Here is a 26,297-nt window from a genome sequence, read left to right on the forward strand (position 1 = left end):
GTTCTCACCTAACCATTATAATATAGGATATATTTATCATCATATTTTAAAATCTTTATGGGACCATATATCTCTATAAGTTTTTTTTCTATAGAAACCATATCTTCCACTTCCAGATCTATTTCGGATATTTCACCCCTTTTCAGGAGTAGAATTTTATCACAGTAATTTAGGGCATATTCGGGATTATGCATAGATATTAATGCACTTTTATTATTATACTTTATAATCTGTCTTATTTTTTTCATAAGCTTATGTTTATTTACTAAGTCCAAGCTGCTATCCGGTTCATCCAACAACATATAGGTTCCATCCTGAAGAAGGGCTCTCGCAATTAATACAAGCTGCTTTTGACCTTCGCTAAGATTTTGATAGTTTTCATCTGACAATTCTTTGATACCTAATTTCTCCAGGCAATTTAATGCTTCCACTTTATGTTCCATACTAGGAGTCTGAAACAACCCCAGATACGGTGTAACACCCATTAATACCACATCCATCACAGAGGTTTCATAAACAATATCACTTCGCTGTGGAACATAACTTAGTATCTTTCCCCGTTCCTTTTCATTCATTGTAAGAATATCTTTTCCGTCAATAAATACATGTCCCTCTTTTGCCTTTAATAAACCGCTTATTGTTTTAATAATAGTAGTCTTTCCAGTACCATTTAGGCCAAGTAAGGCAGATATTTTACCCTCTTCAATGGAGAAATTAATGTTGTATAATGAAAATCCCAAATATCCTGCTGTAATATTACTTATATTCATGTTAACCTCGATTCAGTGCTTAATGTTCTCAATATACTATCTATATTTCTTATTTTTCATTACTAAGAAAGCCAAATAGGGTGCACCTATAAAAGAAGTAATAATACTAATGGGCAATTCCGACGGAAGTAAAATTCTTGCAAGACAATCGGAAAAGGCCATTAAGATGGCTCCCACCAAACCGCTGAACAAAACAGTTTTAAAGTTATTTTTCTTTAATATGGACCTTGCTATATGGGGCGGAATTAAGCCGATAAAACTAATTAATCCTGTAACAGATACAATACTTGCCACCACCAAAGTGGAAAATAATAAAATAAGTAATCTGCTTCTGTTTACGGAAATGCCTAAAGACTTGGCTTCTTCATCACTAACAGAAAGAACGTATATCTTCCATCTCATTATAATTATTCCAACCATGCCCATTAGGAAAAAGGGAAGTACGATTTTTAATTTTTCTAATGTAATTCCTCCAAAGCTTCCCATAGTCCAATATTCAATGGCACCTAGCTGATTTTCCGGATCGGCAAAATATTTAATTGTCATTAGAATACCATTAGTAATTGCATTAATAACAATTCCGGAAAGTACATAACCTAATACGTTATCTGACTTTGATACTTTCACCAGACCTATAACAAAAATTAATGCTAGAATTCCTCCAAGAAAAGCTCCAAATGCAACAGAAAGCACACTCCCGGTTGCAAATACAATACTAAATGCTGCTCCTACGTTAGCTCCGGAGGTTACCCCTATGATATCAGGGGATGCCAGAGAGTTCTTAAATATTGTCTGATAGACACTTCCGGCAGCACTTAAGCCGATTCCAGCTAAGATTACCATAATACTTCTTGGTAATCTTAGCATATAAAATACATTAATGGTCATTTTATCTTCATGAGTTCCTTGCAGTATTTTTACAATGTCATTTGTAGTTATTCTGTACTTTCCTACATGAATAGATAAGATAAATGCTGCAATGACTACTAAAAGCCCACCGATCAATACCATATTGGATTTTGCATTAATGTGTTTCTTATTAGTAATCATTGATTCTTTAATACCTCTTTATCAATTTTAAAATTATAGAATCTGTTATAGAAATCTGCTGCATCTTCTGCAAAAGTATCCTTGGAATATTGTTCTTGATACAGAATACTGGTTAACCACATTTTACCCAATATACTGGAAGGTACCGGTGAATCCCAAGCTTCAAAATCCTTTGGCATCTGATAAACATGATTATTCTTAATAGCCTGTAGATCAGACAGGTTATTGTCCTTCATAACATCCTCTATGGTATATTCAGCCTCAGGAGTTAAAATGATGTAATCCGGATTATATGCTAATAATTGTTCATAGGAAATATTCGCCCAGTATGTATCTTCTATATCACCGGCGGCATTGATTCCGCCAGCTGCTTCTATTAAGTCATTTTGATACATATTTGCAGCAGCCGTAGATAACAAACTACTATTACCGGCTAAATAGATCCTTGGCTTATCCGTTATATTCTCATATACTTTTTTTAATTCATTGGCTTTTTCTGTATAATAATTTAATAATTCTTCATATTCAGCTGCTCCGGTAAGTTTTGCTATCATAGTGATCATCTCTACCAGTAACTGTTCATTTTCAGGATTTACACCAATTACCGTAATTCCCATTTCCTCCAGTGTGCCGATTTGATCCTTTAGCTTAATGGGAAGAATAACTAAATCAGGATTTAATGCAATACATCCTTCCAAATCAAATTCTTTTGCAGTTCCTACATTAGGTAATTCCAGCAGCTTGGGTGCTGCAAGGGAGTATATAGGCCTGGAGGCAGCTTTTGCTTCAATACCTACTAATTTATCTTCTAATCCTAAAGAAATCAGAGCAGAGGAGGATATATAATAACCACTTACAATTCTTTCAGGCGTTTTTTCTATGGTTACCGTTCTCCCTAAGTGATCTGTTACAGTTACTGGAAAACTGGCAACCGGCTCCACTTTTTCCTCTGCAGTTTCTGCATTATCTTCCCCCCTAATTGACTCTGTTCCTTGGTTGTCATTGTCTTCTTCCCCAGTAATTTCTGCTGTGTTTGTCTGCTGATTTTGTAAATCACTACCTGATGATTTGTTACAGGCAGTTACAGATAGCAGTGTAAAAATAGTTAATAGTAACAATAATACTTTCTTTTTCATAATCTCCTCCAAAACTTTTTTCGTTATATTATTAACAATATAACGTATGTATATTTTATAACAACAGCCCTGATTGTTCAACTATATATTACCAAAAAAAATGCAATTCATAATACACTTTTGTGTAAAATGAATTGCATATCATATCTGTAAGCAGATGCTATACTACCAAATCTATAATTAATTCTCACGTTACCCTTTTATACTTCCGGCAGCCACACCCCGGACTATAAACTTAGACAAGCATATATATACAATAATAACCGGAAAAATCGCTATGGCAATAAGCATATATAACTGTCCCATATCAAATTTTAAAAAGTCAGCACTTCGAAGCTGGGCAATCAATATGGGCAGGGTTTTCTTTGTATTGGTTTTAATAATCAGGGAAGGTACAAAGTAATTATTCCAGGTATTTACAAATGCAAAGATTGCCTGTACTGCTATTGCAGGCTTTATAATGGGCAACACAATATTATTAAATGTTCTGAATTCCCCTGAACCGTCAATTCGTGCAGCTTCTATGATCTCAATGGCAAGATTGCTCTCCATATATTGCTTCATAAAAAAGAATACCACTGGAGCTGCTATTGATGGAGCAATTAAGGGAATAAAGCTGTCCATTAATTTTAACTTTTGCATTAAATCAATAAATCCTAAAGTAGACACTTGTACAGGCACCATCATAATCATCAGGATAAATAGAAATAAAGCTCTTTTAAATTTAAATTCATAAGCGTGAATTGCATATGCAGTAAGTGATGAAAAATATGTAGTAAGAATTGCATTGCACCCGGATATTAATAAACTATTGGCAATACCATGAATAACCGGGAGATTTTCATTACTAAGTACATTCTTTAGATTTGTAAAAAAGGATTTTCCCGGTAAGAAGGAAAAGCCTTTCTGAATATCCGGATGAGAACGTGTTGCATTAATCAGTAATATGTAGAAGGGCAATAAACATAGAAATGTTAAAAGTAACAAGACTACATAACTGATAGTCCGCTCAGAAGTCAGAATTAGTTTGGCCTTCTTATCCTTTTTATCCATGATTATTTTCCTCCTTTCTTTTTCGTAATACCTTTTGTCATAGTTGCAAATACCGCAATACTTAAAATAGATGTGACAACAAACAAAATAACAGATAAAGCACCAGCCAAGCCATAATTCTTACTAAAGAGATGGTTATTTAAAAACATAATCAATGTCATAGTGCTTCTATTAGGTGTTCCCTTTCCGTTTGTTAGAATTTGAGGAATATCAAACATCTGAATGCCGCCTATCATGGAGGTAATGAATACAAATATAAGGATAGGACGAATGGTAGGTATGGTAATCTTAGTGAATATTTTTAATGAGTTTGCGCCATCTATAGCTGCCGATTCAAAAAGTGATGTATCAATACCCATAATTCCTGACATTAAAATAATTGTTGTATTACCAAACCACATTAGAAAATTCATACCTGAAATTAAGCCCCTTGTTGCCCACACAGATGTCATAAAGCGGAATTCTTCTTTTAGAAATCCTATATTCATTAATATATTATTGATAGGGCCCCGGTCTGAAAACAAAGCATAAAATAACATGGAGAAAGCTGCCGCCATAATTAAATTAGGCATATAAATGATAGTTTTGAAAAAACCGGTTGCTTTTAACCGCAAACGCAAATCCGTAAACCAAACAGCTAATAAAAGTGAAAAAATAATCTGTGGAATAAAACCCATAAGCCAAATAATAATTGTATTGCTGATATATTTTAACAAATCACCATTGAATATGGTCTTGAAGTTTTCAAATCCTACAAAATTTGGCCCGATGTGTTTTAGGCCTGACATATAGTTTTCAAAAAAACTGTTATAAAATGTTGATATTAATGGAACAAATGAAAATATCAAATAAGTCACAAAAAAGGGAATCAAAAAGATGTAGCCCCATTTGGCATAACTAACGCCCTTATGCTTTACTGCTTGATTTCTATCTGCTTTCATGGATTTCCCTCCTATAAAATACCCTTTACAATTTTTAAATTGAGGCTGTTGTAAAACTGTCAATGTTTTATAATCAGTCTTATTAATAGTCCATGGAAACTTATTCAACTGATTACAAGACAGTTTATTGTTTTACAACAACCTCATTATTCATGACAATAGAAAGTTAAGCAGCTTCTATTGCAGGCTTTGTATCTACCTGGTTAACTCAGGATATTTTTCTATAGCTGATGTATAGAAAGTGTCTAATGCAGTATCTTTATCTACTGTACCATCAAAGTAATCTTTAAAAGCTCCCTGGAAAGATTCATTTAAACCTTGGTCATATTGAGAAATATTACTCATATCAATCTTTGGAGCAGCTTCTGCAAATAATTTAATGTGATTTTGTCCGCCTAAGAAAGCAGATTGGAAATCACTGTTTGCAAGTTCATCCATAGCTTTCATATTATTGGTATAATCTTGTGTTTCTTCTGTTATCTTCTTCATAGTTTCTGCATCACAGGTTAAAGTTTTCATAATCTCTTTAATTAACGGAAGATTATCTGTTCCAGCTGCTGCACAGATCCAGGTACCTCCCCAATAATAACTTTCCGGTCCCTGACAAACTGCGTAATCACCAAAAATACCATTACCTACTTCTTCTTTTCCGCCTTCTGATACAGGTGTTGCCAATGCGTTTCCTAATAAAGTAAAGTTAATGCCCCATGTGGAATAAAAGAAACCAAATACCTTTCCTTCCGGACCTTGATCTGCAGACCATTCAGGAGCCCATAGAGATGTTTTATTGTTATATTTGTTATCGGTATAAGCTTTAGTTTGATCTACCCATCTCATGAGGTTGTCATCAATTACTATCTTAGTACCATCTACCCAGGGGGCTGATACATTATTAGAGAAAGTACGATAAGCATCATCGTATCCTGATAACATCTTATACCCTTTTTCAGCTGCTTTTGCTGCAACATCATCAAATTTATTCCAGTCACTTAAAGCTGCCTGTACTTCCACAGGATCATCCGTTCCAAGAACATCTTTTGCAATGGAACGTCTGTATGCGAATAGTCCCGGTGTAGCCTGCCATGTCGTACCTTTTTGAATACCATTGGAATCGGTTACAATATCTTTCGTATATTGATATTGATTTGCTAGATCTTCATCGGTTAATCCCACATCTGCTTTCACATCCAAAGCATAATCTGTATCAACATACTTCAAGGCATAATCAGCCTCTACCAGGAAAATGTCTACTTTATCATCATCTGCTGCAGATTCCTGGTTTAATAACGCCTGGTCTAATGCATTTTGATATGCATTATTTTCATTTGGTGTTATCACGAAATTCACTTCAATACCTTCCGGCAGTTTCCCTGCCTTTTCAAAATAGTCAGTATAACGGCTTTTGAATTCTTCATTCCAGCAATAAATATTAAGTACTTTACCTTGCGTAACCGTATCCCCGGAACCACCTTCTTTCTCCTTATTATCTTCTGTTTTTGGAGCATCCGTTACCTCTTTTGTTACTTCCTTGTCAGGATCTTTTGTTCCGTCCTTACCTTTTCCTGCACATCCAACCAATGTGGATATTGCCATACTACTAATTAACAACGCTGCTATAAGTTTCTTTTTCATATAAAACACTCCCTCCTTAAATAATTTTTTATGTTCTACTGGATATCCAGCATTGCATCATAATTAATTAGTTTCTATCATTTTCACAGTTTTTCCTTCCAGTAACTTACCCTGAATTAATACCTGGGTAGCCAGACTGGTTTTTGGATTCTCAATCCAATCAATTAATTTAGCCGCCGCCTCCCTTCCTATAGACTCTGAATCTTGTTTCACTGTAGTGAGTTTAGGTTTAAGTACCTGGGACAAAAGAATACCGTCAAATCCTGCTACACTTATATCTTCCGGAATCCTTAAGCCTTTTTCATCAATTACATTCATTCCCCCAATGAAGGAAAAATCATCGGGAAACATAATACATGTAGGAGGATCTCCACATTCTAGTAACTCTCTTGTAAGCTTTCCCGTTGTTTTAGGATCATGGTAATAAGAAGTTTTTACATATTCTTTCGGAACTTTTATTCCAAGATTCATACAGGTTTTATAAAAACTTGCCAAACGTTTTTGGGTAACAGAAGTGTCCTCACCGTGAATAAAGGCTATTTTTCTGTGACCTCGCTGATATATGTAATTTACCAGATCTTCCACAGCTTTCACATTATCTGAAAGAATTGCTGTCTTACCATTATAAACGTGGTCAATGGTTACAACCGGCAAATCACTGGTTACCAATTCAACCACCATAGGATCTGTATAATCTACACTGGCTATCACTACTCCATCATAATTACGGTATCTGCAATGCTCCAGATAACTTACTTTCTGCTGTCCTATATTTTGAGAAATAAAAGTAATATCGTACCCTCTTTTTTCAGCTTCCGACTTTAAGTTTTCTAAAACAGATGAGAAATACTCATGAGCCAATCCACTGTGCATTTTATCAATGAAAAGTATTCCAATATTATTACTTCGCTTTGTCTTTAACATTCTAGCCGCTGAGTTTGGAAAATACCCCATCTCTTCTGCTGCTTTTCTAATATTCTCTTTTGTTTCTTTTCCAATATCGCTTTGATCATTCAAAGCTTTACTTACTGTTGCAACCGATACTTTACATTTTGCTGCTATATCTTTTAAAGAAGCCATTTATCTTCTTCCTCTCTTTTATAGTTGTTCGGATTAAGTACTTAAGACTTTACTTAATCGTTTTCGTATTCATTATAAAATAATATACAACAAATTGCAATACATTTATTTATTTTTGTTTAATTTGCATACTAATAAATTATTTTTTTAGTAACATCTACTTAAATCACTAAATTATGGATTATATATTGCTTTTTTTCTCATACAATAGTATTATATTCGTAACTTAATCGTTTTAGTACTTTATGTAAATAATAGGAAGTGAGGAATACATATGAAATATGGATATTTTGATGATAGGAGAAAAGAATATGTGATTCAGACACCGGATACTCCACTGCCTTGGATCAACTACCTGGGCAGCAATCAATTTTTTAGTCTTCTATCTAATACAGGGGGCGGCTATTCTTTCTACCGTGATGCGAAACTAAGGCGTATCACCAGATACCGTTACAACAACGTTCCAAACGATATTGGAAGCCGTTTTTTTTACATTAAGGATCAGGATGAGATATGGAGTCCTTGCTATAAACCCGTTAAATCTAAACTGGATTATTACAGCTGCAGGCACGGTATGGGTTATAGTATCATTTCAGGAAGCCGTAATTCTATAGTGGCTTCCATCACTTTCTTCGTTCCTTTGAAAGACAACTGTGAATTGCAGCATGTTACCTTAACAAATGAAGGAGATAGTAAAAAATCTTTTGATCTTTTTGGCGTAGTGGAATGGTGTCTTTGGAATGCTGTTGATGATGCTGCAAATTATCAACGGAATTTAAGTATTGGGGAAGTTGAAGTAGAAAATTCTGTGGTCTATCATAAGTCCGAATACAGAGAACGCCGTAATCATTATGGTTTTTATAGTGTTAATGCTGATACCTGTGGTTTTGATACCAATCGTGATTCTTTTCTTGGTGCAGATAAAGACTGGTCATTACCGGATAGGGTAAGATCCGGCCAATCGACTGATAGTATAGCAAGCGGCTGGTACCCTATAGCTTCACATCAGATTTCCATCTCATTGGAACCGGGAGAAACCAAAGAATTAGTGTTTATCTTAGGTTATATTGAAAATGAAAAAAATGATAAATGGGATTCACCTAATAAAATCAATAAGACAAAAGCAAAAGAAATGATTTCCAAATATGAATCCCTTTCTTCTGTAAATAAAGCATTTTCAGAACTAGCCGGATATTGGGAAGATTTACTGAGTAATTATCAGGTTCACTCTGCTCTTCCTCAGTTGGACCGAATGGTGAACATATGGAATCAATATCAATGTATGGCAACCTTTAACATGAGCAGAAGTGCCAGTTATTACGAGACCGGAACTGGACGTGGAATGGGATTTCGAGACAGTTGTCAGGATTTACTTGGGTTTGTTCATATGATACCGGAACAAGCCAGAGAACGGATTATTGATATTGCCTCTATTCAATTTGAAGATGGAAGCACATATCACCAGTACCAGCCTTTAACTAAACAGGGAAATGCCGATATCGGAGGCGGTTTTAATGATGACCCTCTATGGCTGATTGGCTGTACAACTGCGTATATCCGGGAAACAGGCGACATGTCCATTTTAGATGAAATGGTACCCTTTAATAATGTGAAAGGAACAGAGAAACCATTATTAGAACATTTAAAGAGAAGTGTTTATTACACTATAAACCACAAAGGTCCTCATAATCTTCCTTTAATTGGGCGTGCAGACTGGAATGACTGCTTGAACCTGAATTGTTTTTCAGAGGAACCCGGAGAAAGTTTTCAGACCTGTGAAAATATAGACAATAAAAAAGCAGAAAGTATTTTTATTGGAGCGATGTTCGTAAAGTATGCCGGTGAGTATGCAGATTTATGCAGTCGGTTAGGTAATACAGAAGAAGCAGATTATGTAAACAAAGAGATTCAAAAAATGACAGAAGCTATTGAAACCTCCGGCTGGGATGGTTCCTGGTTTCTGCGTGCATATGACAGCTATGGTGACCCTGTTGGAAGCCATATATGCGAAGAAGGTCAAATCTACATTGAGCCTCAGGGTTTTTGTGTTATGGCAGGTATCGGTATTCAGAACGGAAATGCTAAAAAAGCTCTTGACAGTGTAGAAGAACGCCTTACTACACCTTATGGTATTCAATTACTAAATCCATGTTATACAAAATATCATATTAACCTTGGAGAAATCACCAGTTATCCTCCTGGATATAAGGAAAACGGCGGTATTTTTTGCCACAATAATCCCTGGGTAAGCATTGCCCATACTGTAATTGGACAGAGAAATGAAGCATTTGAAAGCTATAAACGTATTTCACCGGCCTTCACGGAAGAAATCAGTGATATACATAGAACAGAGCCTTATGTATACAGTCAGATGATTGCAGGAAGAGAAGCCCCTAACTACGGAGAAGCTAAAAACAGTTGGCTAACCGGAACTGCATCCTGGTCCTTCGTGAATGTAAGCCAGTTCATCCTAGGAATACGTGCAGACTATGATGGGCTGAGAATAGAGCCATGTCTGCCGGATGAATTAAATGAAATTACTATCATTCGTGAATTCAGAGATGCCCGGTTTAATATTCATATCAATAATAGGAAAACAGGCAAAATACAGATTATGGTAGACGGAGAAAAGATTAAGGGTACTCTAATACCATTAATAGAAAACAAAAAGCTTTACACGGTTGAAGTGGACGTATAACTAATACTTTTTAAATAAGTTTATCTAATCACCAATTCCTCTTATATATTTTCTTGTAGTAGAAGTTATTATATCAGACTTCTACTACAAGGAATGTACTAATTGGAATTTTTTATCCTGCAAATTTACCGATAAAATCTTTTACCCGGGTATTTTCTGTAGAAAATATCTGTTCCGGCGTACCTTCTTCCTGTATTTTCCCATTTTCCATAAAGATAATCCGATCTGATAACTCTTTGGCAAATTGCATTTCATGAGTAACTATAATCATAGTCATTTTTTCTTTTGCCAATTCTTTAATAACCTTAAGTACTTCTCCTGTTAATTCAGGATCTAAGGCTGAGGTAGGCTCATCAAAGAACAGAATTTTAGGCTGGAGTGCTAAAGCCCTTGCTATGGATACACGCTGCTGTTGCCCACCGGATAATTGATAGGGGTAAGCTTCCTTTTTATCTTCTAGTCCTAATTTCTTAAGTAATACCATAGCCCGCTCTTCCGCTTCCTTTTTACTGACTTTATCCACCGTCATAGGGGCGTCTGTAATATTTTTAAGTACGGTATAATGAGGAAACAGGTTAAAATTTTGAAAAACCAGTCCGTAATATTTATGGAATCTTCTTAGTTCCTTTTTGGCCATATAGACGCTTTTACCCTCTGTATTATTATGAGCGGCATATTCACCAAGATAAATTAAATCACCGCTATTCATTTTCTCTAGCATAGCTGCACAACGAAGTACAGTAGATTTACCGGAACCGGAAGGACCGATAATGGATAGTACTTCACCTTCATTTACAGACAAAGAAATATCTTTGATTACCTCCAGCTTATCAAAGGATTTTTTCATATGATTGATCTCTAATATTTTCATATTTACCCCCATTGTATCTCACATCTGCAGATGTGATACTCTGCTTACAGATGTGATCTGCTATCTATAATAGTTTAATTTTCGCTCAATTAGTTCCATTCCCAGTGCAACAGCCAGATTAAATATGTAGTAAAATAAGCCTGCCACCATGAGAGGCATAATTGTGGTTTCGGAAGCTGCAATCTGCTTCGCTGTTGTAAACATCTCTACAATGGATAATACAAAAGCCAAGGAGGTATCTTTCACCAATGTAATGGTCTCATTGGTTATGGAAGGCATAACACGCTTAATTACCTGAGGCAGAATAATCTTAAAGAAAGTCTGGCCCTTTGTATATCCCAGCACCTTAGCAGCTTCATACTGGCCTTTTGGCATAGATTCTATTCCGGAACGGTATATTTCTGCGAAATAAGCTGCATAATTCAAGACAAATGCAAGAATTACAGCTATAAAGCGATAGGAACGGCTTAATTGAAGTCCGAAAACATAGAATGGCCCAAAATATACTACAATGAGCTGCAACATTAAAGGTGTTCCACGCATAACAGAAATATAGAATTTCGTAATAGTCCGAAGGATACAATTTTTAGACATTCTGCCAAATGATATAATTAACCCTAAAGGAAGAGAAAAGATAAGGGTTAGCATAAATATTTCAACAGTTGTAATAAACCCCTTCCCTAATTCCAAAAACATAACCGCTATATTCATAAAAATTCCTCCAATTTATCCCGGTTATTAATAGTCTATCTAAAAAATCAATGGACTAACGGGGCAAATAATTAACACATATAATACTCCGGGCATAATCCTATTCACCTAAGCAAACGCTATCCTGTAAATCCCATTTTCTGGCTATTTCCATAAAGGTTCCGTCTTCCAGCATCTCCATTAAGGTTTTTTCTACTGCATCTCTAAGTTCTTCATTTCCTAATAAGAATCCAACACCATACTGTTCACCGGAAAGAAATTCATCTAAAATAATAAATTGCTCTTGATTACGTGAAGACATTTGTGCTTTTGCAACGCCAATATCCATTGCTACCCCATCTACAGTTCCCATTTCCAGTTCCATAAATGCAGTATTATAATCGCTAAACTCTAAAAGCTTAGAAAATGAATCCTTTAACTGCTTATTCTCCTCACTATTTAATGCCGCCAAAGCAGAAGAGTCTTTTTGAACTGCAACTATTTTTCCTGCTAAACCTGCCTGGTCTTTAATACCGGATGCACTTGCTGTTACAAATACCTGACTATTGTTTACATAAGGAGAACTCCATGTATATTTATCTTCACGATCGTTAATGGTAAATCCATTCCAGATGCAATCAATAGCACCGGAGGATAATTCCATGTCTTTCACATCCCAGTCAATAGGCTGCTTAACTAATTCCCAATTGTTACGGTTACTGACTTCTTGTGCTAAATCCAAATCAAATCCTACATATTCTCCTTTTTCATTTTTAAATCCATAGGGCTCAAATTCTGCATCAAAGCCTACAATAAATTTTTCTTTTCCAGAGCCTTGTTGCTTTTTTCCTCCACATGCTGTGAAAGTTCCTGCAAGTAAAATCAATACCACATATAATATTATATTCCTTTTCATACTTTCCTCCACTACCATATTATTACTCTAATGATTTACCACGCTAAATTGTTTTGTTTGATTGTATAATAACACAGGTAATTTATCTGTGTCAATTATGTTATTGAAATAATTTTTTAACCGTTAACTTGTTTCTTTTCTTATACCTTTAATTTGCCACCCTTTTTTGTATCATTTTCCTCATTCATTTTATATATTCAAATTCTAAGGTATGTTAAACTGGTATTACTCTTTGAAAAATTATACCTAACACCCGCATAAAAATGCCTCTGTAGAATTATTGTTCTACAAAGGCATTTTTTAGACTAAAATACAAAAGCTTTATATTTTCCTGACTATCTGTTTAGTAAATTTTTCTCCTTCATTTTTTCAATTATACTGTGGTTTCCATTAATTATTATGGTTTCTTCATCTGTTGTCATAACCAAAAACGGAGGCTGTTTAGGATTTAAACAAAGTCTGCACTTCCCATACCCTTCCACTCTAAATGTTCCTTTTAGAATATTCTCCATATTTGTTCCAACTACTTTTACCGTTGATGGCAAATTATCCACGATTTCTACGGATTTAATATCATTTGTAGGAAAATCCAGTTCTTCTGCTGTATGGGTTACTATAATCCGATTATCGAAAAGTTCTATTGTTACTGGGGTGAACTCTTCTTTTATTACATATACTCCGGACACCGGCAATGCTAATATACAAACTATTGCTATAACCATTACGATTTTTCCTATTTTATGTGCCAGATTCATTGTGGTGCCAATACCCACCCTGTCATTAACTATAATCTTTTTGTCATCAGGATTATAATAAAACAAACCATATATCCAGTGATCATCCTCATCCAGATATAAAGGACGTGTACTTTCTTTTGATAACTTTTGCTGAACATACCGGGCAGTAAACTCTGCTCTCATAGCAATATATAAAATAACTGCGGAATAAATCAGTGTGAAAATCAATCCGAAAAAATACGGGATCTTGCCGGTTAAAAACATCCAGAAAGCAACCGTAAATATTCCAGAGAGCCATGTCATGCTCAACCAAAATTTCCACCAGCACTTTCTGCGAATCCGGTTAATCATTGCATTAATATTCCGGTCTTCATCTACGATTTCTGCTTTTTGTTTATTAATAACATTTTGAAATAAGGCACCCAAAAGTGTAATTAAGGTAAATGATCCACAGCCTAACAATATCAATATATAATCCTCTTTATGGGTAGATACAAATCCTTCATATATAAGCGGAAAAAAACTAAGGATAACCGGAGGAAGAAACCAAAGTTGATTCACCCTTTTTTCTGATTTCATTAATGCTGTTACTTCTTCCAAGGCTTTTTCAGAAGCTTCATATTTATTAATAGTTTCTGTTTTTTCTTCTAAAGTACCTTTTGTACTAATTGCTTCACCTTTAATTATTTCCATTCTAAGATGATATTTTATATATGGGATATAAGGTAGTAAAATAACTAACAGAATCCAAATAATCATTATAGTATAATAAATTGAAAACCATGGAATAAAAAATACTAAAATCGGTATTAAAAGCAGTACTAAAGATATAATATTCAATTCTCGTTTATAAGCTGCTAACAGCCCATCTACCCTTTTATCATAAATTTTTGAATAGGGCAGTGTTACTCCAAGTACAATGTTCTTTTTAGGTTTTACTTCATTTTTCAGCAAAAAATACATGATTGGCAATACAGGGTACATAGATATAATTAAAATAATACGGGCAGCCATCTTTTACACCTCTCCAACAGGCACTAGTTAATTTACGGTTTATAACTTTAATGTATCACTTCTTCAAAGGAATGTAAATATATAATACCATTTCCCTCCATTTTGCTGTTAATAAAGTATGGACTTGAAATTATAAATGGACTGCTGCAGAACTATTCTATCTTAGTTAAGCAGCAGCCCTTGACAGTTTGTATTATATTACATACCCTGCATTTGCCGGTTATAGATTTCTCTTTTCTTGTATTCATACATTTTTGCATCTGCAAGAGTTAAGGCTTTATCAAAACTCATATTATCATCAGGGCCGATCTCACATATCCCGTAGCTGAATTTTAAAGCGATTCCTTCAAGCCTTTCTTTTAAAAACTTTTCTTCAATTGATTTCATTTTATTTTCTGCCTGGGTTAAGTCAAATCCTTTTAGTAAAATTATAAATTCATCTCCGGCAAATCTAGCTACTATATCAGAAGCTTCAACTGAATTGCTTAATACTCCGGAAAAGTGCTTTAACACCATATCTCCTAAAAAATGTCCGTAGGTATCATTGAAACATTTGAAATTATCTACATCAATCATAATCAAAGATAAACTTTTTCTATTGTACTTCATCTTTGCAATTTCATTATCGTATTCTTTTTTTAAGGTTCTTCTGTTCATTACTCCAGTAAGTTCATCATAATTGGCAAGGTATTTTAATTTATTTTGTGCTAGGGCATTCTTGATTGCCAATTCTAATTCACACTTAATTTGATCCATTAAATCCAAATCTTTTTGAGTAAATATATAATTTGTTTTATTGGAATCCACATTGATCAGTCCTATTAACTTATTATCTATGTATATTGGTGCGGATATTGTGCAGCTTATATCCAAAGCATTTATTCTTTCAAGTCTCTCAATAGTATCCTTATTGGCGTGCATTCTATCGAATTCTTCCGGGTTATTTATGATAGCGGTTTCTTCAAACCTGTTTATTCTATATAAATATGTCTCTTCTCTCTTAAGAGAAAGACTTTTTAATTCTTTTTGAAACCCTTTTACCACCTTAAAATAAAAATTATCTTCTTCATTGACTAAAAGTACACTGCCATGAGTTGCATTTGGGATTAACTCAATGATAGTATCTAAAACAATAGAATAAATCTCATTCTCATCGTTTGTTTTTGATATTCTATCACTGGTCTCGTATAGCTTTTTTCTCATTTTTTCATATCTATTCAAAAGTTTTTTATGATTTAAAAGCAGTTTATATTCATATATAGAAATAACTGAAACAGCGAATAGTAAAAAAAAATTTATTGAATTGAAGATACGCAAGATAACACCCCATTTACACTTTTCTCATTCCGTTTTTATTGTAACATTAGCACGTTAAATTGGTAATTAATAGATTGAGATCTTATTCTATTTCCCGTTCTCGAAATAAACTGGAAACTACTTCATGGTAATCACATAATCTCTCAGATTTTTTAATTCTTTTTGCATATTTTGCGTTATCTGGAAACAGCGTAATCATATATACCCACAATTCTTTCATTTTGAACAAGACATTCCTATCTCCGTATAAAATCCTTTTATAGCCCTCATATATTTTATCATGAAAGTCTTTTAGCAATTTCTTATCCAAGCTTTTCTGTTCTGCTATCTCCATTAACAATCCCGGATTAGTAATGAGTCCTCTGCCTAACATTATCTTTTCTACGCCAGGGAATTCTTCCTTAAAAGTATTATAAGCATCCATCGTAAAAATATCTCCATTATAGCAAACAGGATTTTTACTTAAATTCAATGCATCTTTAAAAACTCTCAGATTAGGATGATTTTTATAATAATCTTTTTGAATTCTAGGGTGTATAATAAGCTCCTCTAAAGGATATTTATTAAATATTTCAATTAATTCATAAAATTCTTCCGGACAGTCTTTTCCTATCCTGGTCTTTATTGATATTTTTGTTATAGAAGCGGAGAAAATTTCGTCTAAAAATACATCCAGTTCTTCCTTTTTAGCAAGAAATCCAGAGCCTCTGTTCTTTGAAACAACAGTTCCGGAGGGACATCCAAGGTTTAAATTTATTTCTTTATATCCTAACTCCTTTATTTTCCTTGAAGCAAGAATGAAATCTTTTCCATGGTTGGTTAATAATTGTGGTATTAAAACAATATCTTGATTATTTTCAGGTAAAATATCATTTAAATCTCTATTTTTAAATTCACCTCTAGTACTTGGAACAATAAATGGGGAAAAGTATTTATTCACATTAGGAAAAAAGGCGTTATGAGTATTTCTATATATATATCCGGTGATACCTTCCAAAGGTGCAAAATAAAATTGCATGAAAAACGGCTCCTTACTTCTTCTCTTTTTAATTTCATTTAATACTGCTATAATATTATATTCACATATAATTAACTTACCTTAATACATCCCATTCTGCTTCCTTAAAACCTACCAGAATTATATCATCCCTTATTATAATAGGTCTTTTAACAAGCATTCCATCAGATGCCAAAAGTTTAATCTGTTCCTCTTCAGACATTGAGGCCAGCTTATCTTTTAGATTCAATTCTTTATATAAGTTACCGCTTGTATTAAAGAATTTTTTTATAGGTAATCCGCTTTTAGAGATCCATTCTTTTAATTCGCTTTCCTTGGGATTATTTTCTTTTATGGGTCTTTCTTCAAATGAAATATTATTATTCAGCAGCCACTTTTTTGCTTTAATACAAGTACTGCATTTTGAATACCATATAAATTGTGCATTCATAATTTTACCTCCTGTACTTCTATTCTCTTATATATCCAGTCATTCTTATATCCAGTTATTCTTATGTCCAGTTATTCTATATCCTGTTAACCTAAGAGTTTGTCCTGTGAAACTTAAATTTTTTTTTTAGGATTCAGCTTTGCTGAATTTAGCTCTGATAATACCTATATCTTCCGTAATATTTATATTCTATCAATATCTAAAATAGTTTGTAATAGTACATTAGTTCCTTTAAAACAATTATGCAAAGGTGTAAATTCTTTTTCACAATGACTGTGTCCATTCTGGCTTGGAACAAATATCATTGTAGTTGGTATCATATCGGCAATATACTGGGCATCGTGTCCTGGTCCACTATACATTCTCATGGAGGAGTATCCGTATTCATTTGCATTCTTTTCAACAAAATCTATAAATTCTTTGCAAAATGCAACTGTTTTACGGGACCATAATTCTTTGTAACTTACGCTGCATCTGTCAACTTCCTCAGGTACTCTTTTGATAATTTCTATTGCCTGATTTATTACTGTGGGATCTTGGTGTCTCACATCTAAAGTAAATTTAACAAGATCGGGAATAACGGTATGAATATTAGGAGAAACATTCATCCTACCTGTTGTATATACCAGCTTGCTATCCAATTTATCCAGTTCATCATGTAAATACCGGATTATATTACAAGCTGCAAACAATGCATCTTTCCTGTATTTCATAGGAGTTGTCCCTGCATGGTCTGCCTGTCCGGTAATGGTAAATTCATAATTGACCATTCCTACAACACCTTCTACAATACCAATATCCTTTTTTTCTGCCTCTAATACCGGGCCTTGCTCCACATGTAATTCAACTAATGCCATATAATCCTTAGCATTCAAACGGTTTGTAATTTCACCCATATATCCGCTGTCTTCCAGAGCTTCTTTAAAGGTTATTCCTTCCCTATCTTTTGATTCCAGCATAAGTTCTTTATCAAATTTGCCGGCTATAACACCGGATGACATCATGGCAGGGTCAAATCTTGCGCCTTCCTCATTGGTCCAAACAACTACCGTAATTGGATGACGGTGAGGAATTTTCTCTGTTACAATTGTTTCTGCTGCTTCCAGTGCAGTTAATACTCCTAATATACCATCATAATTTCCCCCCTGTACAACCGAATCCATATGGGAACCCATTATAATTGCCGGAATATCTTCCTCACCTTTTAAAGTGGCATAAATATTAGCCATATCATCCCTTTTAATTTCCATTCCCAGTGCTTTACATCTTTTACAGAACTCATCTCTTGCCGCCAGTGCAGCCGGTGATAAGGATAATCTGGTAATTCCTCCATTACCCAAAGCTCCAAATGTTGCAAAAGTATCTATTTTATCTTTTAATCTAAGTTCATTACAAGTTATCATATTTCATCCTCCTGCCCTATCAACATAAATCATATTGATCAATCAATTTAACAATTGATTCTACCATACGTGCTGTCATTCCCCATATAACATGCTTCTCATACCGGTAAAATAAAATGTCATAGTTCCCTTGTGCCCATGGATATTTTTCACCTTTAGGAATCCACTCATAGGGAAAATCATCCGACAATTTGTTGATTAGTCTGCTTTCAAAATGAGCCGGTTGCTGATTACGAAAGAAGTTCAGGGGTATCTTAATGATTTCCTCCACTTCATCTGTACTAAAGGTATTATTATACTCTTTAATCACACCTAAAAAGGGATAAACAATTAGGTTAAAAGGAGACACAAAAATATCTCCCGGACCTATAATCTCAATCTGCTGCTTTTGAATCAGCAATTCTTCCATAGTTTCACGTACAGCACACTCCTGTAATGATTCATCCGGTTCCAGCTTTCCACCGGGAAAGCAGATTTCACCGGGTTGATGGCGCAATTTATCCGATCTCTTCTCGAACAGCATGAAAATACCCTCCGGCGTCTCTATAAGTGGTGCCAGTACAGCATATTTTCTGAACTGCTCTTCACTAATGAATTCCGGTTGCCGAATAGAAAATATATTTTTATTTTTCATTCTTATAGCTATGCTCCTTTTAAAATCTGAAGACTTTGTCCGTAGATCAAATCTCCGGTTAAAAGAATTCCAACCTTCCAAACATGTTGTACCTTGCCACATCTTAAAGAAGTTCAACATGAGAATTCCAATAAATTCTCATGTTGTAGCTCTTCAGATTGGAAGACATGGTCTTCCATTTGTAAAGATTCTTTTCTTACACACTTTCTTCTAATTGTATTCTCTATAATCGTAATCCTTTAATATCCTTAATTCTGGAAATAATAATATTACAATCCAGAGATAGAATCCCCGGCAATTTATACATTACATTATTAAGAAATGCTTCCATTCCTTCACTATCCTCAAGTACTGCATGAACATGGAGCTTATTTTTACCGGATACCTGATAAATTTGTGTTACAACATCGTTGGAATCCAGGATATCAACAACCTTTTGATAACTGCCGGGCTCTATTTCAATCTCATAATAAGAGGATACAGCACTACTAATTTTTTGTGGATTGATAATGGTCGTATATTCTTCAATGATACCCTTATTCTCTAATGAGCAGATCCGTGATTTAACAGCAACCCGGGAAAGTCCCACTGCTTCACCAATATCTACATAACTCATTCGGGCATTTTTTGTTAGTAACGTAATAATCGTTCTATCAATTTCATCCAATCCTTTTAGGTACATAAATAATCCCCCATAAATATATTATTTTGTTTATCATATCACCTATAATATAAAAAGACAAGAATACTGATATTTTGTCCGGTTTTTATTGACAAAAATATAGTGCAATGGTACTCTGAATAATGTTGTATATTTAAAATTATGTTATATTATGGATTTAATTTAAATACAAACATTATACATTCAGAGGACTTAAGACAACTATGAAAAAAGTTAATGATCTAAGACATGATTCTATCCGTTCTTTAGTAATAAGACTTGCAATTCCATCTATGATTGCACAACTGGTAAATGTTCTTTATAGTATTATTGACCGCATGTACATAGGAAATATTCCAGATGTAGGTGATGTGGCTTTAGCTGGTGCAGGCGTATGCGGTCCCATTGTTACCCTCCTTTCTTCCTTTGGTACTTTAGTTGGCCTGGGCGGCTCCATCTTAATGGCTATGCGCTTAGGAGAAAAGAAAAAGAAGGAAGCAGAACAAATACTATCCAACAGCTTCTTAATGCTTATCCTTTTTTCTCTTACATTAACAGTTCTTTTTTTGATAATAAAAGATAATCTTTTAATACAGTTTGGCGCCAGTGAGGTTACATTTACCTATGCCAACACCTATATGACCATTTATACGCTGGGTACATTTTTTGCCTTGCTAAGTATTGGACTGAACTACTTTATTACCTGCCAGGGTTTTTCTCTTATTAGCATGTCAACTGTACTGATTGGAGCAGTCACCAATATTATATTGGACTTTGTATTTATCTTTGTATTTCATACAGGTATTGCAGGTGCTGCCTGGGCAACTGTTATAGCTCAGATGCTTTCCTGTGCTTTTGCTGTTTCCTTCCTGTTTGGTAAACGGGTACCTATTCGCATTACCTTTGGGAATTACTCCCTCTCTATCATGAAGAAAATATTATTCATCGGTTTATGTCCTTTCATTATTCTTGCAACGGATAGTCTTATTATAATAATTTTAAATGCAGTACTGCAAAAATATGGCGGGCCTGCTCAGGGTGATCTGCTTATTTCCTGTGCTACAATTGTTCAAAGCTACATGATGTTAATTACAAGCCCACTGATTGGTATAACCGGCGGAACACAAACTATAATCAGTTATAACTACGGTGGGGCAAATTCTGAAAGAGTAAAACAGGCGGAACGTCTTATTTTGCTTTTATGCCTTGTATTTACAAGCTGTATGTTCCTTGTGTCACGTATATTCCCAATATATTTTGTTACGATTTTTACAAGGGAGCAGGCTCTTATAAATCTATCTATCTGGGGAATTAAAACTTTTACCCTTGGGATCATTCCATTAAGTTTACAGTATGTATTTGTAGATGGTTTAACTGCCCTTGGACGTACAAAAACAGCTTTGGCTCTATCTATATTCAGAAAGTCTTCTTATGTTGGGTTTACCATTTTACTTCCTACATTATTTGCAGCAAAGCATGCATTCTATGCAGAACCTATGTCAGATATTCTTAGTGCCTGCATTACAAGCACAGTATTTTTACTTGTCTTTTCAAAGCATTTAAAGGCCAGAGAATTAACTGTAAAGGAAACAGTTAAAAATGACAAAAAAGCCATCCTGAAACCTTCCATCTAATAAAAACTTTAATATATTTAGCCTGTTACTTTTACAGGCTTTTATTTTTTTCTGTTTATATCTCATATTTCTTATAATATCTTATTGTACTTCCAGTACATTCTTCATACCTTTGCTGAAGTTCCAGCAGATCCACATAATAGTTACTGAGAATTTTACTGATACAGCAAACACTGGGCGAAGTATACTTTGACCTATACTTTATCATCCAGTGCAGTATCTTCCGCAAGACTCGAAAAGTCCTCCATTTGTGTTCCATTTGTGCAATTATCTTTCGCTCATTCAATTTGTTATCCATTCCTTTCGCTTTACTTAGGGCACAATAAATAAAATACTTAGAGCCATCAGCATTTTATTACTAAGTTCCCCCGATGATCATTTATATCACAGAGAGGTAAGCAGGCTGCTTACTTACAATATTCCGGAAATAATTTAGATTAACTTTTGTATATTACTTCTTCACATTCCGCATATTATATTTAAATCGGCAATTGACGGATAATTATTATGATTTTTTCCTTTTTTGCAGATTTAATTTAAAGTTCAGCCTTTTAACATTCCCTTTACCTGTTTGCTATTATATAATAGCATATTTCCACCATAAATGCTATCACTAATATCCACAGGCAGGCATTTTTTATCTATACTTGACTTTGAATAGGTGGTGAATTGATGAAAAATGAACTTTTAGCCAAAAGATTAAGAGAATTGAGAAAAGCCAATAATTATACTCAAGAATATGTTGCTTCTTATCTGAATATCGGACGTCAGGCATATTCTCATTATGAGACGGGCAGAAATACACCCAGTTCAGATACCCTTTATAATATTGGGGTCCTTTATGGCATACCATACCAAAGTTTATTAGAATTAATAATGACAAGCGACCACCCTTTTTCCTATCAGACCTCACCTGACCATGCTGTAGTAAATGAGGTGTCTGACTTTTTAGAATATATTAACGCCCCGGAAAATGAAAAGAAATTTAAGCTGCTTAGCGTAAAAGAAAAAGAACTGCTATATTATTTTGAAAAATTAACAGTAAAGGATCAAGGCGATATTCTTGATTTTATTAAAATAAAAGTAAAAAAGAAATGATGTATTCTGATTTCTTTAACTATTCTATATAGCCGAGTGTAATAATTCTGATTACACTCGGCTATATACGTTATTTTTAGTAATCAGCCTTAATATATTCTATAATTTGTACCACTACAATTTTAATCTCTAAAGTTACTTTATCTGTTGATATTGTATTATGAGGGCCAGTAAAGCTTAATAACAGCAACAATAGCTATTACTGATGTTAGTTCATTAGTAATTGATCTAGTATCAATATCATAAATATCTTCATGTGCATTTATCCATGCCTTTTTTGAACTTCTTAAGCAATATAAGGATTTCGGATTGTATCTCTGTATCAATATATGTATTTTTACTTTCTTCTTTTCCTTGATAATCTCAGATTTGTTTATATATAACATAAAGTAATTTAACTATATCTTTTTGTTATGTTTATATTGACAAAATGCAAGTATAATGGTACCCTAGATGGAGTTACATTAGTAAAGTTTAATATTACATTATGAAACTTATGATAAATTACTTAATATTAGTTAATTCTTGAATTTAGAAGTCAAAAATCATAAGTTTTTACAAGAAAGAAATAAGGTTGAAAGAAAAAATTATACGAGAGGATGCCACAAGTGATTCTTTCAACTTAATTTTGTGGCAGTATCACGTCTACAGCTAAGTAACACATCTGTAGCAGAGTATAACTGCTAGTAGCTGTGAGATACAACGGGTGTAAATATGAAAGCGGCTAATGATTTATTATATGGAAATGAAACCAAAGCAATGCTCAGTTTTGCTATACCGATGGTTATCGGAAACTTGTTTCAACAATTATATAACGTAGCAGATTCCATTATTGTTGGAAGGTTTATCGGACCAAATGCACTTGCTGCGGTTGGAAGTTCTTTTACAGTTATGGTGTTTTTAACATCTATCATACTTGGTCTTTGTATGGGAAGCGGTGCTGTGTTTTCCTTTTTTTATGGTGCCGGAGAAACAGATCATTTAAAAAATAGCCTGTTTACCTCTTTTTGTTTTATTGGAATAATCTCATTGATTATTAACATATGTGCATTGGTATTCATTGATGAGATTCTCACTTTTATACATATACCTACGGAAGTTTTAGCTGATACCAAAGCTTATATACAGATTATCTTTTATGGTATTATATTTACTTCTATTTATAATTATTTTGCTGCAGTGATGCGAAGCATGGGTAACTCTGTAATACCTCTTGTATTTCTAATTATTTCTACGGTTATTAATATTGTACTGGACATTATATTTGTAGTACCTCTTGATATGGGTGTTGAAGGCGCTGCTTATGCAACTATAATTGCCCAATGTTTTTCTGCTGTTGGTATAGCTGTTTATTCCTTTGCAAAGGTTCCTCAGATTCGCCTGCAAAGAAAACATATTTATTTTGATGGGAATATGATAAAGAAGATTGCAAACTACTCGGTACTCTCCAGTATTCAGCAATCTATTATGAATTTTGGTATTTTAATGATACAGGGATTAGTAAATAGTTTTGGAGTTTCAGTAATGGCAGCTTTTGCGGCAGCAGTTAAAATTGATAACTTTGCATATATGCCTGTACAGGATTTTGGTAATGCATTTTCAACGTTTATTGCTCAAAACAAAGGTGCGGAAAAAAATGAACGTATTCGTAAGGGAATAGGCTCAGCAGTTAAAATTATCACTATTTATTGTGTTGTAATCTCCATTCTGGTATTGGTATTTGCCAAACCTCTCCTGTATATTTTTATTGATGCAAAGGAAATAGAAATCTTACGTATTGGAAGGCAGTATCTTTTCATTGTAGCAAGCTTTTATTGCTTGATTGGCTATTTATTTATGTTCTATGGATTATTCCGGGGAATAGGAAAAAGTGGAGTTTCCATAGTTCTTACCGTTGTCAGCCTTGGCACCAGAGTAATATTAGCTTATACTCTCTCCGCGGTATCTTCAATAGGAATTGCAGGTATATGGTGGGCAATCCCCATCGGTTGGGGGCTTGCGGATATAATAGGTATTGTTAAAGTCCGATCATTGCTATGGCGCCAATAGAGTTGTTTCCCATATAACCTAAGCTACTCTCTATAGTATGCAACTCCCAATATTTCATAAATAATAATCGAGTCACTTCGCCGGATGACTCGATTATTTTTATAAATAGCAGCCTTTCACCAAGTTATGGTGGATCAGCAATGCCAACATCAATATATTACTTAAGAAGCCCGTACTTTTCCTTTAAAGATAGAATACGTAAAACACTCTGATCAATCCGTGCTTCACTTAATGTTCCGTTTTCAACTGCCTCATATATACCCTCATATGCCTCGATAAAGTTTTCAGGCATAAGAATAATGTCTGCTCCGGCTGATATTGCCAAAATGGCGGCATCACCTGAGGAATACTGATTTGCAATAGCTCCCATAGACATAGAGTCCGTTATAATAACTCCATCATAATTAAGTTCTTTACGTAATTTCTCTTCTATCATTTCAAAAGAAAGGGAGGATGGAAGCTTTTGCTGGGTAATATTTTCTGCAGTAATGTGAGAAATCATAATCATGTCAGTCTGTGCAGCAATACCTGCTTTAAATGGTATTAACTCACATTCCTTAAGCTCATCCCAGTTCTTTTCAATTGACACAGAACCATCATGTGTGTCTTCTTTTGTGTCACCATGGCCTGGAAAATGTTTTATACTACTCATTATACCAGCCTTGTGAAGACCTTCAATTTCTGCTGCAACCATTTCAGCAACCAGATTGGACGCCATTCCAAAAGACCGGTTACCTATTACAATATTATTTGGGTTGGTATTAACATCGGCAACCGGAGCAAAATTTAAATTAAAGCCATATTCTTTCATATAAGAACCAATCACCAAACCAACTTCCAAAGCTTTCTCAGGGTCTTTGGTTTGCCCCACTGCCTGCATACTTTCAAACTTTTGGACATTAAAGCCCGGTGTATTTGCAATCCTTGATACGCTGCCCCCTTCCTCATCAACTCCTAAAAATAAGGGTATTTTACTATTTTGCTGCATCTTACTAATAAATTCTGTCAATTGAGATGGGGACTGAATGTTCTTTCCAAAGATAGCAATTCCGCCAACAGGATAATTATCAAGGGTTTCAGCCATTTGCAAATTGAATTCGGTCACTCCATATTTATATGTATCATTAATTTGTGAAGGTGATAAGTCCGGGTAAAGAGACTCCGGCCGAATAAACAATAGTTGTCCGACTTTTTCTTTCAGTGTCATATTTTTTAGTAATTGCTCTGCTTTCCAAAAAACTTCATTGTCTGAATCTGGCGGAGTTGAATCGGATTGGGTTGGTTCCGGCTGGGTTATTTCCGGTTGTATTGGATCTGGTTGTACTGGCTCTGGTTGTTCAAAATTATTTGCAGGTACAGTACTGTCAGGTTCTTGAGGTTGCTTGCATGATGAAAGCATACATAAAGCTACAAACAAAATAACAGTTAAATATATTTTTCTCATTTTTCTTCTCCATTGCACATC

At 34.3% G+C, this 26,297-nt stretch carries 22 protein-coding genes; 4 read left to right on the top strand and 18 right to left on the bottom strand.

Annotation, left to right across the window (positions count from 1 at the left end):
- Positions 1 to 8 precede the first annotated feature (8 nt).
- From BM183_RS09630 to BM183_RS09660, 7 genes are all read right to left on the bottom strand, one after another.
- Complete coding sequence (locus BM183_RS09630; protein ID WP_091686493.1) at positions 9 to 770, bottom strand: ABC transporter ATP-binding protein; 762 nt, start codon at positions 768 to 770, stop codon at positions 9 to 11.
- 36 nt (positions 771 to 806) lie between these two features.
- Complete coding sequence (locus BM183_RS09635) at positions 807 to 1,820, bottom strand: FecCD family ABC transporter permease (RefSeq protein ID WP_242960957.1); 1,014 nt, start codon at positions 1,818 to 1,820, stop codon at positions 807 to 809.
- Complete coding sequence (locus tag BM183_RS09640) at positions 1,817 to 2,956, bottom strand: ABC transporter substrate-binding protein (RefSeq protein ID WP_091686495.1); 1,140 nt, start codon at positions 2,954 to 2,956, stop codon at positions 1,817 to 1,819. Before BM183_RS09640 ends, BM183_RS09635 begins: the two co-directional genes overlap by 4 nt.
- A gap of 192 nt (positions 2,957 to 3,148) precedes the next feature.
- Positions 3,149 to 4,009 carry a carbohydrate ABC transporter permease gene (locus tag BM183_RS09645; protein WP_091686496.1) on the bottom strand — a complete coding sequence of 287 codons (861 nt, stop codon included), beginning with the start codon at positions 4,007 to 4,009 and terminating at the stop codon, positions 3,149 to 3,151.
- A gap of 2 nt (positions 4,010 to 4,011) precedes the next feature.
- Entirely contained in the window at positions 4,012 to 4,950 is a 939-nt protein-coding gene (locus tag BM183_RS09650) for a carbohydrate ABC transporter permease (protein WP_091686498.1), read from the bottom strand.
- Positions 4,951 to 5,145: 195 nt separating this feature from the next.
- On the bottom strand, positions 5,146 to 6,582 hold the full coding sequence (locus tag BM183_RS09655) for an ABC transporter substrate-binding protein (RefSeq protein ID WP_091686499.1): 1,437 nt from the start codon (positions 6,580 to 6,582) through the stop codon (positions 5,146 to 5,148).
- Positions 6,583 to 6,645: 63 nt separating this feature from the next.
- On the bottom strand, positions 6,646 to 7,662 hold the full coding sequence (locus tag BM183_RS09660; RefSeq protein WP_091686501.1) for a LacI family DNA-binding transcriptional regulator: 1,017 nt from the start codon (positions 7,660 to 7,662) through the stop codon (positions 6,646 to 6,648).
- 274 nt (positions 7,663 to 7,936) lie between these two features.
- Between BM183_RS09660 and BM183_RS09665 the strand changes: the two genes are divergently transcribed.
- Positions 7,937 to 10,360 carry a glycoside hydrolase family 94 protein gene (locus BM183_RS09665; protein ID WP_091686503.1) on the top strand — a complete coding sequence of 808 codons (2,424 nt, stop codon included), beginning with the start codon at positions 7,937 to 7,939 and terminating at the stop codon, positions 10,358 to 10,360.
- 112 nt (positions 10,361 to 10,472) lie between these two features.
- Here the strand turns inward: BM183_RS09665 and BM183_RS09670 are convergent, their stop codons facing one another.
- From BM183_RS09670 to BM183_RS09715, 10 genes are all read right to left on the bottom strand, one after another.
- The gene (locus BM183_RS09670; RefSeq protein ID WP_091686505.1) at positions 10,473 to 11,231 is read right to left on the bottom strand and encodes an amino acid ABC transporter ATP-binding protein; all 759 of its coding nucleotides are present in this window, start codon (positions 11,229 to 11,231) and stop codon (positions 10,473 to 10,475) included.
- A 60-nt stretch (positions 11,232 to 11,291) separates the two neighbouring features.
- The gene (locus BM183_RS09675; RefSeq protein ID WP_091686506.1) at positions 11,292 to 11,942 is read right to left on the bottom strand and encodes an amino acid ABC transporter permease; all 651 of its coding nucleotides are present in this window, start codon (positions 11,940 to 11,942) and stop codon (positions 11,292 to 11,294) included.
- Positions 11,943 to 12,042: 100 nt separating this feature from the next.
- On the bottom strand, positions 12,043 to 12,837 hold the full coding sequence (locus BM183_RS09680) for an amino acid ABC transporter substrate-binding protein (RefSeq protein WP_091686508.1): 795 nt from the start codon (positions 12,835 to 12,837) through the stop codon (positions 12,043 to 12,045).
- A gap of 335 nt (positions 12,838 to 13,172) precedes the next feature.
- Positions 13,173 to 14,588: a DUF5808 domain-containing protein gene (locus BM183_RS09685; RefSeq protein ID WP_091686510.1), complete on the bottom strand. Its 1,416-nt coding sequence runs from the start codon at positions 14,586 to 14,588 to the stop codon at positions 13,173 to 13,175.
- A gap of 198 nt (positions 14,589 to 14,786) precedes the next feature.
- On the bottom strand, positions 14,787 to 15,791 hold the full coding sequence (locus BM183_RS09690; RefSeq protein ID WP_139221505.1) for a sensor domain-containing diguanylate cyclase: 1,005 nt from the start codon (positions 15,789 to 15,791) through the stop codon (positions 14,787 to 14,789).
- Positions 15,792 to 15,987: 196 nt separating this feature from the next.
- Positions 15,988 to 16,923 (bottom strand): tRNA dihydrouridine synthase, encoded by a 936-nt coding sequence (locus BM183_RS09695; RefSeq protein ID WP_091686513.1) that lies wholly within the window; start codon positions 16,921 to 16,923, stop codon positions 15,988 to 15,990.
- Between the two features lie 76 nt (positions 16,924 to 16,999).
- Complete coding sequence (locus BM183_RS09700; RefSeq protein WP_091686515.1) at positions 17,000 to 17,353, bottom strand: arsenate reductase family protein; 354 nt, start codon at positions 17,351 to 17,353, stop codon at positions 17,000 to 17,002.
- 182 nt (positions 17,354 to 17,535) lie between these two features.
- The gene (locus BM183_RS09705) at positions 17,536 to 18,756 is read right to left on the bottom strand and encodes a Zn-dependent hydrolase (protein ID WP_091686517.1); all 1,221 of its coding nucleotides are present in this window, start codon (positions 18,754 to 18,756) and stop codon (positions 17,536 to 17,538) included.
- A 19-nt stretch (positions 18,757 to 18,775) separates the two neighbouring features.
- Complete coding sequence (locus BM183_RS09710) at positions 18,776 to 19,390, bottom strand: NUDIX hydrolase (RefSeq protein WP_091686519.1); 615 nt, start codon at positions 19,388 to 19,390, stop codon at positions 18,776 to 18,778.
- Between the two features lie 223 nt (positions 19,391 to 19,613).
- The gene (locus BM183_RS09715; RefSeq protein ID WP_091686520.1) at positions 19,614 to 20,072 is read right to left on the bottom strand and encodes an Lrp/AsnC family transcriptional regulator; all 459 of its coding nucleotides are present in this window, start codon (positions 20,070 to 20,072) and stop codon (positions 19,614 to 19,616) included.
- A 203-nt stretch (positions 20,073 to 20,275) separates the two neighbouring features.
- Here BM183_RS09715 and BM183_RS09720 point away from each other — a divergent pair, with 203 nt between their 5' ends.
- From BM183_RS09720 to BM183_RS09730, 3 genes are all read left to right on the top strand, one after another.
- On the top strand, positions 20,276 to 21,685 hold the full coding sequence (locus BM183_RS09720) for an MATE family efflux transporter (RefSeq protein WP_091686522.1): 1,410 nt from the start codon (positions 20,276 to 20,278) through the stop codon (positions 21,683 to 21,685).
- 672 nt (positions 21,686 to 22,357) lie between these two features.
- Entirely contained in the window at positions 22,358 to 22,783 is a 426-nt protein-coding gene (locus BM183_RS09725; protein ID WP_091686523.1) for a helix-turn-helix domain-containing protein, read from the top strand.
- A gap of 714 nt (positions 22,784 to 23,497) precedes the next feature.
- A complete protein-coding gene (locus BM183_RS09730) occupies positions 23,498 to 24,832 on the top strand; it encodes an MATE family efflux transporter (protein WP_091686525.1) in 1,335 nt (444 codons plus the stop codon).
- A gap of 157 nt (positions 24,833 to 24,989) precedes the next feature.
- Here the strand turns inward: BM183_RS09730 and BM183_RS09735 are convergent, their stop codons facing one another.
- Positions 24,990 to 26,276, bottom strand: coding sequence for a glycoside hydrolase family 3 protein (locus BM183_RS09735; RefSeq protein WP_091686527.1), 1,287 nt, complete (start codon positions 26,274 to 26,276; stop codon positions 24,990 to 24,992).
- Positions 26,277 to 26,297 lie beyond the last annotated feature (21 nt).

Source organism: Anaerocolumna aminovalerica (genome assembly GCF_900115365.1).
GTDB lineage: Bacteria > Bacillota > Clostridia > Lachnospirales > Lachnospiraceae > Anaerocolumna > Anaerocolumna aminovalerica.